The following is a 13176-nucleotide window of genomic DNA, read 5'->3' as shown; positions in this document are numbered from 1 at the left end:
GGTTGTCGCCTATCTAGGGCCGCTTTCGTTTAATGCTTAGGCAAAGTATCATGCGCGCCCGGATCGAATAGCATGAGGTTAGTGTGTCGCAACAAGATTTCACCTTAGGGCAGCGTTACGTCAGTGATACCGAACCCGAACTGGGTTTGGGTGTGGTTTTACAGGTCAGTACGACAACGGCGGAAATTGGCTTTCCCGCGGCTGGCGAGCGACGAACCTACTCGATAAAACAGGCCCCTTTGAGCCGGGTGCGCTACAACATTGGGGAAAAGATCAAACACCAGGATGGTCAGGCGCTGACGATCACCCATGTGATGGAACAAAGTGGCTGCCTTTTGTACGAAGCGGTAGACGCCGACGACCAGACCCGCGCCGTTCCCGAGTTTGAACTCGACAGTTTCGTACAGTTCAGCAAGCCGCGCGAGCGCTTGTTCTCTGGGCAAATTGATAAGAGTAACCACTTTTCTCTGCGCTATCGCAGCCGCGTGCTGCGCCATCACAGTGAGCAGCGCTCAGGGTTTGGCTTAGGGGGCGCCCGGGTATCGCTGTTGCCGCACCAACTTTATATTGCGAGTCAGGTGGCTAGTCGCTACGCGCCGCGCGTGCTGTTGGCCGATGAAGTCGGTTTGGGTAAAACCATTGAGGCGGGCCTAATATTGCATCGCCAACTATTAACCGGGCGCGCCCACCGGGCTCTGGTTATTGTGCCAGACACCTTGATGCATCAATGGCTGGTGGAGATGCTGCGTCGCTTCAACCTGTCATTTACCCTTCTCGATGAGGCGCGCTGCCAGTCTTTGGAGGGGAAAGACTGTGACGACTTCGTTGACGAATTCGATGAGCCGGAAGATTTCAATCCCGAAGATATCATTAATCCATTTGAATCGGCGCAACTGGTGCTGTGTTCATTAAGCTTTATTACCGATAACCCCGAGCGCCTGGAGCAGGCGTCTGCCGCCGATTGGGATCTACTGTTGGTGGATGAGGCGCACCACTTAGAGTGGAACCGCGAGCAAGCGAGCCTTGAGTATCAAGCCATTGAACAGCTGGCGCGGGTTGCCCGTGGGCTGCTTTTGTTAACTGCAACACCAGAGCAGCTGGGTGTGGAGAGCCACTTTGCCCGTCTGCGCCTACTCGATCCGGATCGCTATTACGATCTTGAAGCCTTTATCGCCGAACAAAAAAGTTATCAGCCATTGAGTGAGTTGGTTGAACATCTCAATAGCGTTCGCCCGGAAGATGCCGAGGTAACCGGTGATTTGTTTGATGCGCAAATTAATGAGCTCGCTGAGTACCTGGATCAAGCCAGCATCGACCGCGCCTTGGCGCAAGCGAAAACCCAGTCTCTACAGTTGGCTATCGACCAATTGGTTGAGGTGCTGCTGGATCGCCATGGCACCGGTCGGGTACTGTTGCGCAATACTCGCCACGGCATCAGTGGGTTTCCCGAGCGCATACTGCACCTAAACCCTATCGAACTGGCGGATGATGATGCCAAGGCTTTGGGGCAATACCCGCTCGAGGTTCAGCTAAAGCCAGAGGGCTACTGGGCAGAGCAGGGCGATTGGTGGTTGTTTGACCCGCGGGTGGAGTGGCTTAAAAGCCTGATAAAAGCCAAGCGTGGCCACAAAATACTGGTGATCTGCGCCGACGGCGATACCGCCCAGTCGCTCGAGTTGTACCTGCGCCTGCGTCACGGTATTGCCTCTACGGTTTTCCACGAAGGCATGAACCTTATAAACCGCGATCGCGCTGCGGCTTACTTCGCCGATATGGAAGAGGGGGCGCAAGTACTGATTGCCTCGGAAATCGGCAGCGAGGGGCGTAACTTTCAGTTCTCCCAGGACTTGGTGTTGTTTGACTTGCCCCTTAACCCGGATCTATTGGAACAGCGTATCGGCCGTCTCGATCGTATTGGTCAGGCGGGCTCGGTCAATATTCATTTACCGGTTTACCACAACGCTGCGGCGCCTCAGGCTCAGGCCAAGCTGGCGGATTGGTACCACCATGGCATCAACGCCTTTGAGCATACCTGCGCTATTGGTCAGTCGGCCTTTACGGCGTTTGCCGACAAGCTGGTGCCTTTGTTGGCAGATTGCGGGGCGGATATTAACCCGCTCCTGAAGGAAACCGCTGATTACGCCCAAACCCTTAACGATGAACTGCAAGCCGGCCGCGATAAATTGTTGGAGTTAAACTCTTGTCGGCCCGGCCCCGCGCAGGCCATGGTTGATGCGTTAGAAGCGTTAGATGAGGACGATACCCTGCCGGAATATCTGATGCGGGCACTGGATAGTTTCAATGTCGACTATGAGCGTCACAGTGATATCAGTTGGGTGCTGCACCCGGGTGAACATATGCGGGTAGACCCTTACCCCGGGTTACCAGAGTCAGGGCTTACGGTGACTTTTGATCGCGATGTCGCGCTATCGCGTGACGATATGAGTTTTCTCAGCTGGGAGCACCCGCTGGTGCGCGGCACCTTAGAGTTGATTGCCGATACTGAATTTGGCAACACAGCCGTGGCCACTTTAAAGCTGCCGCCGCTCAAGCCGGGCACTATGTTAGTAGAGGCGGTGTACTGCTTGTACACGCCGGCGCCTGCGAGTTTACAGTTAAGCCGCTATATCAGTCAGCCGGTTATGCGCGTATTGATGGACACCAACGGCAAAGACTTTGCGCAGGTGCTGGGAGCGGACAAGCTGAACCAAATACTGCAAAAGGTTGCGCGGCCCACGGCGCAGGAGCTGGTTCGACACAGCCGGGAGCAAATTGGCGCTGTACTGGATAACACCGAGTTGGCGGTAGCGCCTTTGCGTGCGGGGCAGGTAGCAGAGGCTAAGCACAAGGTCAGCGAAGACATTGGTCGTGAAATTGAACGATTGCAGGATCTGGCAAAAGTTAACCCGAATATCCGCAGCGAAGAGATTGATTATTTAAGTGATCGCCTGGCACAAAGCTTAGAGTACCTGGACAACGCCAGTCTTAAACTAGATGCGGCGCGAGTGATTGTGGCGGTGTGATTGTTGGTCAGACGCTTGAGGTCGGACGTCTGATCTGGAGATTGGATTACTCGACCCGTTAGTCATCAGACTTCCGGCGTCAGACTTTATTTTATGAGGCTTTTATGTATATATTTTCTGCCGATGCGACGGCGCGTAAGGACATTGACGAAGATGTAAAAGCGGGGCAACAGGTTCCGTTCATTGTGTATATCGATTTTGTCGATTTGTTCGGGGCCGAGCAGTTGTGCAAGATATACCTGATGCGCGCGGGTTTTACCGAGATTAACATCCACAAGCGCAAAGGAGTGGCGCCATCACTACTGGCCGATGAGCGTGTTATTGCCGCAGATAAAGCCATGGCCGAAGCGCTTGATGGCGGTTATCATATCCAGATGTTCGACGATTTCTAAGCGCCACACAACACAAAGTCTGCGGTGGGGTATATGCCCCCTGGTGACTCATCGTCGAGCCCACTTTATAACAACAATAGGTGCGGATAATGGACGATGCCCCCATTACTACGGAACAGTTGCCACCGCTGCAGAGCGAGCCGTGGCTTCCTATAGATCCAAGCTATAAATCGGTATTGCGTATAACAGTGACACTCAACCTGCTGATACCCATTGTCGGTTGCATTGTTGTCTTGCTGCTCAATATTGAGCCCTTGCTGCTTATCGTCAAAATAGTGCTCGCCTTGTGCGTCAGTTTGGTGTTGGTGCTTTGCGGTATTTGGATTCCGCGCCGGGTTAAGCGCACCGAGTACTTGCTGCGCGAGCTGGATGTGCATAAGCGCACAGGCTACTGGTGGCATGCAACCTCCTCGGCAGGTAACAATCGAATCCAGCACATAGAAGTCACTCAGGGGCCACTGGAACGTCTGTATGGTCTGAGCAAGCTGGTGCTCTACACGGCCGGCGGAGGCCAGTCGGATATTAAAATTCCCGGTCTCCCCTCGGAGACGGCGCACCGACTGAAGAATTACCTCACCGAAAGAATTACCGCCGAGGAGTCTATCGATGCCGCTGAATACTGAGTGGCAACGGGTCTCTCCGGTTGCGACTGTGTATTTTGCGTTTAAAAGTATCCCGCATCTGGTTAATCTCTGGCCTATTTTAATTCCCGCCTTCGCCGGCGGTGAATTCGTGCAGCAACTCTTTTGGCAATACGGTCTGCCACTAATGGCTGTGTTGATGTTGTTGGGGGTGGTGCTGCAGTATTGGTTTTTTACTTTTCGCTTGGAGCAGGGCCGCATTAATTTGCGCTCGGGCATACTTAATCGCAAACGTCTAACCCTGGATTTCGAACGGGTTCAGCAAGCCGATATTGCTCATCCGTTCTATTTCCGGCCTTTTCAGCTGGCGACCCTGGGCCTGGAGAGTGCGGGCTCCGCTCAGCAAGAGGTGGATATTCCGGGAATTCCCACATCCCTTGCCGAGACGTTGCGTCAGCAAGTGTTGGAGTTTCAGCAATCAGAGAGTGCTCCGTCGGAGCAATTCATAGCGTCGGATGAGGCTGCCGCGGACTTCGAGCTGAAGCTGACGCCCGCCGATGTCGCCCGCTATGGTTTAATGCAAAATTCATTGCTGTATTTGGCACCATTAGCGGCGCCTTTGGGCCAGCAGGCTGGCCCCTTAATGGAATCGGCGCTGGCTTCAATAGAGCACTCTCAGCTGTTTCACTGGTTTGAGTGGGCGAGTGGTAACTTAGCGGTGTCGGTGGGTTTAATTCTGGCTGTATTTGCCGTGCTGGCGGGTACCAGTTTATTGTTTGGTTTGTCGGTTATTCTCGCTTTGGTGCGTTATTGGAATTACCACCTAACGCGGGTTGGTGAGCGCTATCAGTACCGGGCTGGCCTAACCACTATTCGTACCCGCGGCTTCAAAATTCAAAAACTGCAAAAGGTCACCGTTTATCAGGGCATTATTGCCCGCCTGCTCAGTCGATTTACAGTACAAATCAGTAAGGCTGGTGGTATAGCGCAAACGGGAGCGGTCAACCAACAGAAGTTTCTAATACCTGTATTAACCGCGGCCACGTTGAGTGGGTTAAAGCGAGAGTTAGCTTTACCGGTGCCTACATGGCATTCGGTGCACGGTTTCTACTGGGTGAAACCGCTTATTCTTTGGGTGCCTTTTTGTTTGAGCGTTACCGCCATTGTCTATGCGGTGGCGGGGTTGCTGTCGCTGCTTATCTTGTTGCTGTTACCTGTTTCGCTCTGGGTCACAAGACGGCGTTGGCGTTGGTTTGGGTTTTACCGCGATCCACAGTGGTTGGCGCTGAGATCAGGCTTTATTGGTTTTAGCGAGCATTGGCTGCCCACGGGTAAGCTGCAGAAAATTACCCTCAGCCAGTCTCCCGTAGCGCGTAAATTGCGTCTGGCGACCGTGCATGTATGGAGCGCTGATGGGCGCATTAGTATCCCCTGTGTGCCCGTAGAGCAGGCGCATAAGTTACGAGACAGCTTACTGGCGGATGTGGTGAGCTTTAATTCGCCTTGGTTTTAATGCCGGTGCAATCATCGAGCGAGGTACAGCTATGGAGTGTGTCTATAACGCGGCGAATACATTGGAGGGACAGCTGGCGCTGGCCCTGCTAAAGGGGGTGGGCATTGACGCACGTATGGACGGCGAATATTTGCAGGGCGGTATCGGGGAGTTGCAGGCGCTCGGTATTATCCGAATATTGGTTGTGCCAGATGATGCCGCCAAAGCGCAAGCGATCTTGCGCCAGTGGGATCAAATGCGAGCGCCAGAGTCTGCCGCGCCGGGGCAGAGCCCTAGATCGGTGTTTATTGTCGTGGTGGGGGTGGTTCTGGGTGTTGGTGTGGCTCTGCTGGCAATGATGCTAAGCGCGCGCGCGTGAGACAGTAATCATCAGGCCTGTCGCACAGTTGCGCAGGCCAGTGCCCCAACCCGAGTTAATTAGCTCGGTCGATCAGCTCGCCGCGGTCCAGCGCGCCCACGTCCAAGAAGGGTGAAGCGTCCAGAGTATGAGCGTCCATCATTTTCGCCACGCGCTGCAACGAGGCGATAATCATGCCTTGCTCCCAATCTTCCAGGTGCTTAAACCTGCGCACAAAATCGTCCTGTAGGGCAGTGGGGGCGTTTTCCAGAATTTTGGCGCCTTTATGTGTCAGTTGGGGGTAAACCTTGCGTTTGTCTTGCTGCGAACGCACCCGGGTAATCAGCTCTCGCTTTTCCAGGCGATCCAGAACCGTTGTGACCGTCGCTTGCGACAGACTCATATCGCGTGCCAGCTCACTAATCGTCATGTCGCCCTTGTTGTTTAGAATCTGCATTAACAGCAGCTGTGGGCCCGTGACACTCGCGGTTTTCACCAGCTTCTTCGAGTGTAAATCGGTGGCGCGAATGACGCGCCTGAGCGCTACCAGCACTTCTTCAATCTTGTCCATGGCGGTTCTCTGGTGAGAAAGATCGAGATTATATTCAGCTTTTACTTCGAGGCCTAATGTTTCTTGGTCGAGTTGCATATCTATTGCTTGTGCCATGTTGTTTTCAACAGTCTCATATCGCCCTGTTTATCATAAATGCACCAAATATGGGCGATTGGTGGGTGGTATTGGTGCTTCTGGACATCGTAATATCCATAGTGTACTATAGATTAAAGCTTAGATCACTAAGTATTGTTTTGATGTGATTTGAGTGTTTTCTGAGCAGGTATGCCGGTTTTAAGGGGCTATTTAAGCGACAAGGTCGTTTTCTTGTCACAAAACTGGTTTATGTTCTTAACTTAACTATATAGAGAAAGAAATATTAGGTATGTCAGACACTGACGAGATTACCTTTCGACACCCCACAGCCGAAGACGGTCGATTTGTGCACGCACTGGTCGCGGCGAATCCTCCCCTGGACCCCAATTCGCTCTACTGCAATCTATTGCAGTGTTCCCATTTTGCCAAAACGGCCATGGCCGCTTTTAAGGTGACGGAAGACGGCGAGCAAATGGTGGGCTTTGTCTCCGGCTATATTCCGCCCGAGCAACCGCACGTACTGTTTGTATGGCAGCTGCTGGTCGATAAGGCCGGTCGCGGCAAGGGGTTAGCCAAGCGCCTGGTGAAAGCGCAGCTTGGCGGCGAGGCCTGCAAGGTCGTAACCCATATTCACACCACGATCACGCCAGATAACGACGCCTCCTGGGGCGTGTTTAAGTCTTTGGCGAAAGAGTGGGACGCCCCGCTTAGCAGTGGCGTCTACTTCGATAAAGAGACTCACTTTGGTGGTGAGCACGACTCGGAGCATCTTTTAGAAATTGGTCCCATCAAGCGGTCATAGCGCCGTGCGAATGCAACTAGATACTGTTTACAACGAGGTCAGTAATGAATATTTTTAATGAAATGGAATCGGAAGTTCAGTCGTACGCCCGCTCTTTCCCTGTTGTCTTTAACAAGGCGAAAGACTGCTACCTGTACGGTGAAGATGGCAAGCAGTACATTGACTTTTTGGCCGGCGCCGGCTCTTTGAACTACGGCCACAACAACGAGCATTTGAAAAAAGCATTGATCGAGTACATCAGTGCCGACGGTATTACCCACGGCCTGGATATGCACAGTGCGGCCAAGGCTAAGTTCCTTGAAGTGTTTCGCGACAATATCCTGCAACCTCGCGATATGGAATATGTCCTGCAGTTTTGCGGGCCAACGGGTACCAATGCGGTTGAAGCTGCGCTAAAAATCGCGCGCAAGGTGACAGGTCGTACCAACGTTATTTCTTTTACCAACGGTTTTCACGGCTGCTCACTGGGCGCGGCTGCGGTGACGGGCAACCAGCACCATCGCGGTGGTGCGCAAGTGGCGCTCAATGACGTAGACCGCATGCCGTTTTGCGGCTACTACGGTCACGATGTTGACACTGTCAAAATGATCGACAAATTATTGTCTGACCCGTCCAGTGGTATCGACAAGCCTGCCGCTGCGATTGTAGAGGCGGTGCAGGGCGAGGGCGGCTTGAACGTTGCCTCTAATGCCTGGTTAAAGGCGCTGGAAAAAGTATGCAAGAAGCACGGTATATTGCTGATATTGGATGATATTCAGGCCGGTTGTGGTCGTACCGGTACTTTCTTCAGTTTTGAGAAGGCTGATATTTCACCGGACATCGTAACCCTGTCTAAATCACTGAGTGCCTACGGCTTGCCGTTTGCGGTCGTGATGATCAAGCCTGAGCTGGATAAGTGGCTGCCCGGTGAGCACAATGGCACATTCCGTGGCAACAACCACGCATTCGTGACCGCAACAGCCGCCATTGAGCACTACTGGAGTGACAACTCGCTGGAAAAAGCTGTCGTTGAAAAGGCGGCAATCGTCACCCGTTGTTTCAAGAAAGTTATTGACACCCACGGTGCAATGACCTTGCGTTTGAAAGGTCGCGGACTGATGCAGGGCATAGACTGTAAAACCGGTGAGTTGGCGAGTAAAATCTGCCAACGCGCGTTCGAAAAAGGTGTCATTATTGAAACTTCAGGCAACCACAGTCAAATAGTGAAGTGCTTTTGTCCGCTGACGATTGAGGTTGACGCTCTAACTAAAGGTTTAGACCTGCTTGAGCAGAGCTTTGCCGAAGTATTTGCAGAAGAAGCGCTGAAAAAAGCTTCTTAATCCACCCGCCAGGCTTGGTAATATGGCGGCATTTGCCGCCATTTTTAATGAATTGAGATGTAGAGGAAACTTCATGATCGTTCGCAACTTGAAAGATGCCGAAAAGTCCGACAGAAAAATTGTCTCCGAAGGATGGGACAGCACCCGTCTTTTGTTGAAAAACGACAATATGGGCTTTTCATTCCACGTCACCACTATTTATCGTGGCGCTGAATTGCACCTTCACTATCAAAACCATCTGGAGTCGGTGTACTGCATGAGCGGTTACGGTTCGGTAGAAGACTTGGCAGAGGGTAAGGTTTACCCTATTGAACCAGGCACCATTTATATTCTCGATAAGAACGATAAGCACATTTTACGAGCGGATGAAGAAATGAAAATGGCGTGTGTGTTTAATCCACCGCTACACGGAAAAGAAGTTCATAACGCCGAAGGCGCTTATGAGTTGGACGCAGAGGAGGTTACCGACTGAGGACTTGGACGGTAGAGCAACACTCACCGCACCCAACCCAACCTCAACGTTAAAGGCATAGCTATGAATCATACAGTAGAGAAAATCGGCGGCACGTCCATGAGTGAATATGAGGCGGTTCGCGACAACGTTATTTTGAAAGGCAACAACAGCACGGACATTTACAATCGCGTGTTCGTGGTATCTGCTTACGGCGGTATGACCGATCTTTTATTGGAAAATAAAAAGAACGGCAACCCCGGGGTTTACGGAATGTTTGCCAACACTGACAGCGATGACGAGTGGCAAAAAGCCTTCGAAAAACTGCGTGTTGAAATGTTTGCCATGAACAAAACGTTGTTTGGTACCACCGATTTGGGTGAAAAGGCCGACGCCTTTTTGACCAAGCGCCTGGACGATGCCGAGCGAGTACTGGTTGATCTGGAGCGTCTTTGTCAACACGGTCACTTTGAGCTCGAGGCGCACTTGTTTACAGTGCGAGAAATGCTGGCGAGTCTGGGTGAGGCGCACAGCGCCTGGAATATGACTCACTTGTTGCAGCGAGACGGTATCAATGCTCGCTTTATTGATTTGTCCGGTTGGCAGGCCGATGGTGCCGAGTCTCTGGATAATATGATTAAGCAATCCTTTGCCGATGCCGATTACGAAAACGAGTTGTTAATTGCCACCGGTTACACGCACTGTGATAAGGGCCTAATGGCAAGTTTCGACCGTGGCTACAGCGAAATGACCTTTAGCCGTATTGCGGTACTAACCGAAGCGCGCGAAGCGATTATCCACAAAGAGTATCACCTGAGTAGTGCCGACCCACGTTTGGTTGGGGCTGACAAAGTGGTGCCTATTGGCCGCACTAACTACGACGTGGCTGATCAGCTGGCCAATTTGGGTATGGAAGCGATTCACCCGCGCGCCGCGAAAGGTTTGCGTCAGGCGGATATCCCGCTGCGCGTTATGAATACCTTTGAGCCCGATCATGCCGGTACCTTAATTACCGGTGACTACGTCAGTGAGACACCGCGCGTAGAAATTATTGCAGGTCGCAAGCGCGTGTACGCGATTGAATTGTTCGATCAGGACATGATGGGCAACATCGAGGCTTACGACAGTGCGATTTTGAATGCGATCACTCGCTTTAAAGCGCATGTAGTGAGCAAAGATTTAAATGCGAACACCATTACCCATTACGTTGGCGCGAATTTAAAAACGGTCAATCGTATTCGTCGCGTGTTGGAGCAGGCTTACCCTGATGCCGAAATCAACACTCGTAAAGTGGCGGTTGTATCGGCCATTGGCAGTGATATGAAAGTGCCAGGTATGTTGGCAAAAACGGTATCGGCTCTGTCGGAGGTGAATATCAGTATTCTTGCCATGCATCAATCTATTCGCCAGGTCGATATGCAGTTTGTTATCGACGAAGATGATTACGATACGGCGGTACAAAGTCTGCACCGTTGCCTGATTGAAGTACATAATCACGGTGACGCTATATGCGCAGCTTGACGTTCGCCCTGCCATGGATTCTGGCATTGTTGGTATCGCAATCGGCGTTGGCGCAAGCCAGCGCCGATGCTGCATCTGACGAGACAAAACCGGCAGTTACTGATGCTGATGCGCGGAGCCGGGTTAACAACCTCGAACAACCGCTTTATAACCCCTTTGTGGAGCGTTACGTGCTCGACGAGTTAAAGCAGTTGCGTGCCGATATGGCGAACCAGCGCGTTGAGCTAACCGAGCGAATTGTAGATCGTCAGGCCGAGTCCATCGATCGCGGGGTAAGCTACGCCACTAGCACCATTAACAATTTTTTCTATCTTATTGCCGGTGTGACTTCGCTGTTGGTGTTGGTCGGTTGGTCTTCTATTCGTGACATGAAGGAGCGGATGAATAAAATTGCCGATGAAGAAGTGGGCAAGTTGATCGAAACCTACGAGCAGCGCCTTGAAGCTATTGAGAAGCAATTGACGCAAAAAACCCGTCATATCGACGCCAACCGCGAAGAAATTGAACGCACACAAGAACTGCATGCCCTTTGGCTCAGAGCGGGGCAGGAGACGCAACCGGCCAATAAGTTAGCTGTTTACGACCAAATCCTTGAATTAGATCCGGATAACTGCGAGGCTTTAACCTATAAAGCTGACGAAGTACTGGAACAGGGCGAGGTGCAGTGGGCCATTAACTTGTGTCAGCAGGCGCTGGCCATGGACCCCGACAATGCTCACGCGTTCTATCAGTTGGCTTGCGCAAAAACCAATCTTGGTAATTACGAGCAAGCGCTGAGTTACCTCAAAGAGGCACTGGAGCGCTCCAGTAGCTATCGCGAGTTTATGACGGAAGATCCCGCCTTGAAGCCACTGATGGAGCTAGACGAGTTTAAGGAGCTGACCAGTACGAGCTAAGCGCAGGTCGCGAGTTCGGCCCAGGGATGAATACCCAAAGCAATACAAAAATGATAAGGAGTGATTATGTTGGATGACCTGGCAAAACGCATGGGGTTAAGTGCGATACCGCAAATCTTTTTTTTCTCGGTAGCGGTGGTTGTATTGTTTGTTGGCTTTGCGGTGCCATTTCACGATGAGTTTGCCCAGTTTTTCGACATAGTCGGTCAGTTTACGTTTACCAAATTTGGTTGGTTTTATATTGCCAGTGTCAGTGGTTTGCTGGTGTTTTTGATTTGGTTGAGTGCCAGTCGCTACGGCAGCATTCGCTTGGGCCCGGAAGATGAAGGCCCGGAGTACAACACAGTTACCTGGTTCTGTATGCTATTCGCTGCCGGTATCGGCACTATCTTGATGTTTTGGGGCGTGGCCGAACCTATGTACCACTACGCCAGTCCGCCGTTCGCAGGCGTTGAGCCAGAGTCGATAGCCTCGGCCAAACTTGCCATGCAAATCTCGATGTTCCACTACGGTTTGCATACCTGGACGATTTTTACCTTGCCGGCACTGGCTATTGGTTATTTCGCCTACCGCCAGGGCTTGCCGATGCGTATCAGTAGTGTTTTCTACTCGGGGCTGGGTGATCGAATTTACGGCCCTATCGGTTGGGCCATCGACATTATCGCTGTGTTAGGCACGTTATTCGGCGTAGCGGTATCCGTGGGCTTGGGTACATTGCAAATCAATAGCGGCCTTAACTATTTAGTGGGTTTGCCCGATACCACCTGGGCAAAAATGACTATTGTTGCGGTGATAACCTGCGTTGCAACAGTCTCAGTCGCCTTGGGGCTGGACCGGGGTATTAAACGTCTGTCGGAATTTAATATTTTAATCGCTATTGCGATTTTGCTGTTTATTTGGATTTGTGGTCCCACGCTCTTTATGACCGAAGGGTTGGTGCAGAACGTCGGTATGTATCTGGATAAAATCCTCTGGTTCTCGTTCTGGACAGAAGCTTATGGTGATTCTGACTGGCAGCGCAGCTGGACGGTTTTCTATTTCGCCTGGACGATTTCCTGGGCGCCGTACGTGGGTATTTTTATTGCGCGGATCTCTAAGGGGCGCACCATTCGTCAGTTTATTATCGGTGCTTTGGGCGCGCCCTTACTGTTTACCCTGGTGTGGTTTTCTGTGTTTGGTTTGGCGGCGATTGATCTTGAGTTGAATCAAGGGGTGTCGATTGCTAAAGAGGTGCAGGCGGATGTCTCTGTAGCCTTGTTTTCTTTTCTTGAAAACTTTCCTCTGCCACAAGTTATCTCGGCTCTGGCGTTGATTGTGATTGTGGTGTTTATCACCACCAGCGCGGATTCGGCGGCTCTGGTTATCGACTTGTTGTCACGCAAGGATAAGCAGCCATCAAAAACTATTCAGCGTATTTTCTGGACGCTGTTGTTAGGCTCAACCTCCGCTACCTTATTGCTCGGTGGTGGGCTTACGGCGCTGCAGAACGTGATTACCGCACTTGGTTTTCCCTTTTGTGTGCTGCTGGTATTTATGGGTGTATCGCTGATGCGAGCGCTGCACGCCGATTACCTCGGTTATTCAATGAAGGACCTGGCAGAAGGTAACGCGCCCCCCATACACCCGATGGGGTCATTGCCCAGAGAACAAAAAAACGCAGGAAATAAACAGGAGCGTTAATTAGAAAAGCCG

At 51.8% G+C, this 13176-nt stretch carries 12 protein-coding genes; 11 read left to right on the top strand and 1 reads right to left on the bottom strand.

Features of this window, described 5'->3' with window-relative positions; all coding sequences use genetic code 11:
- Positions 1 to 83 precede the first annotated feature (83 nt).
- The 5 genes from rapA to QWI17_RS10920 all read left to right on the top strand — a co-directional run bounded on the left by rapA (position 84) and on the right by QWI17_RS10920 (position 5867).
- Positions 84 to 3023, top strand: a complete 2940-nt coding sequence (gene rapA, locus QWI17_RS10940; protein ID WP_302722543.1) for an RNA polymerase-associated protein RapA — start codon at positions 84 to 86, stop codon at positions 3021 to 3023.
- 104 nt (positions 3024 to 3127) lie between these two features.
- The gene (locus tag QWI17_RS10935; protein WP_302722542.1) at positions 3128 to 3415 is read left to right on the top strand and encodes a hypothetical protein; all 288 of its coding nucleotides are present in this window, start codon (positions 3128 to 3130) and stop codon (positions 3413 to 3415) included.
- Between the two features lie 89 nt (positions 3416 to 3504).
- The gene (locus QWI17_RS10930) at positions 3505 to 4038 is read left to right on the top strand and encodes a PH domain-containing protein (protein WP_302722541.1); all 534 of its coding nucleotides are present in this window, start codon (positions 3505 to 3507) and stop codon (positions 4036 to 4038) included.
- Positions 4022 to 5509 (top strand): PH domain-containing protein, encoded by a 1488-nt coding sequence (locus QWI17_RS10925; protein ID WP_302722540.1) that lies wholly within the window; start codon positions 4022 to 4024, stop codon positions 5507 to 5509. Before QWI17_RS10930 ends, QWI17_RS10925 begins: the two co-directional genes overlap by 17 nt.
- Before the next feature lie 31 nt (positions 5510 to 5540).
- Entirely contained in the window at positions 5541 to 5867 is a 327-nt protein-coding gene (locus tag QWI17_RS10920; RefSeq protein ID WP_302722539.1) for a putative signal transducing protein, read from the top strand.
- Between the two features lie 55 nt (positions 5868 to 5922).
- Here the strand turns inward: QWI17_RS10920 and QWI17_RS10915 are convergent, their stop codons facing one another.
- On the bottom strand, positions 5923 to 6417 hold the full coding sequence (locus tag QWI17_RS10915; RefSeq protein WP_302722791.1) for a MarR family winged helix-turn-helix transcriptional regulator: 495 nt from the start codon (positions 6415 to 6417) through the stop codon (positions 5923 to 5925).
- Positions 6418 to 6784: 367 nt separating this feature from the next.
- On the opposite strand from QWI17_RS10915, the gene ectA reads away from it, so the two are divergent.
- From ectA to QWI17_RS10885, 6 genes are all read left to right on the top strand, one after another.
- On the top strand, positions 6785 to 7297 hold the full coding sequence (gene ectA, locus QWI17_RS10910) for a diaminobutyrate acetyltransferase (RefSeq protein WP_302722538.1): 513 nt from the start codon (positions 6785 to 6787) through the stop codon (positions 7295 to 7297).
- A gap of 44 nt (positions 7298 to 7341) precedes the next feature.
- On the top strand, positions 7342 to 8616 hold the full coding sequence (ectB, locus tag QWI17_RS10905) for a diaminobutyrate--2-oxoglutarate transaminase (RefSeq protein WP_302722537.1): 1275 nt from the start codon (positions 7342 to 7344) through the stop codon (positions 8614 to 8616).
- A 73-nt stretch (positions 8617 to 8689) separates the two neighbouring features.
- Positions 8690 to 9088, top strand: a complete 399-nt coding sequence (locus tag QWI17_RS10900; protein ID WP_302722536.1) for an ectoine synthase — start codon at positions 8690 to 8692, stop codon at positions 9086 to 9088.
- Positions 9089 to 9151: 63 nt separating this feature from the next.
- Positions 9152 to 10588, top strand: a complete 1437-nt coding sequence (locus QWI17_RS10895) for an aspartate kinase (protein ID WP_302722535.1) — start codon at positions 9152 to 9154, stop codon at positions 10586 to 10588.
- Positions 10576 to 11484 carry a TPR end-of-group domain-containing protein gene (locus QWI17_RS10890; RefSeq protein WP_302722534.1) on the top strand — a complete coding sequence of 303 codons (909 nt, stop codon included), beginning with the start codon at positions 10576 to 10578 and terminating at the stop codon, positions 11482 to 11484. The genes QWI17_RS10895 and QWI17_RS10890 overlap by 13 nt, the downstream gene beginning before the upstream one ends.
- Positions 11485 to 11550: 66 nt before the next feature.
- Positions 11551 to 13164, top strand: coding sequence for a BCCT family transporter (locus QWI17_RS10885; protein ID WP_302722533.1), 1614 nt, complete (start codon positions 11551 to 11553; stop codon positions 13162 to 13164).
- The last annotated feature ends 12 nt before the right edge of the window (positions 13165 to 13176 follow it).

This window comes from Gilvimarinus gilvus (assembly GCF_030518155.1).
Lineage (GTDB): Bacteria > Pseudomonadota > Gammaproteobacteria > Pseudomonadales > Cellvibrionaceae > Gilvimarinus > Gilvimarinus gilvus.
The sequence above is the reverse complement of the archived record's forward strand: the minus strand, read 5'-3'. Positions and strand labels throughout refer to the sequence as shown.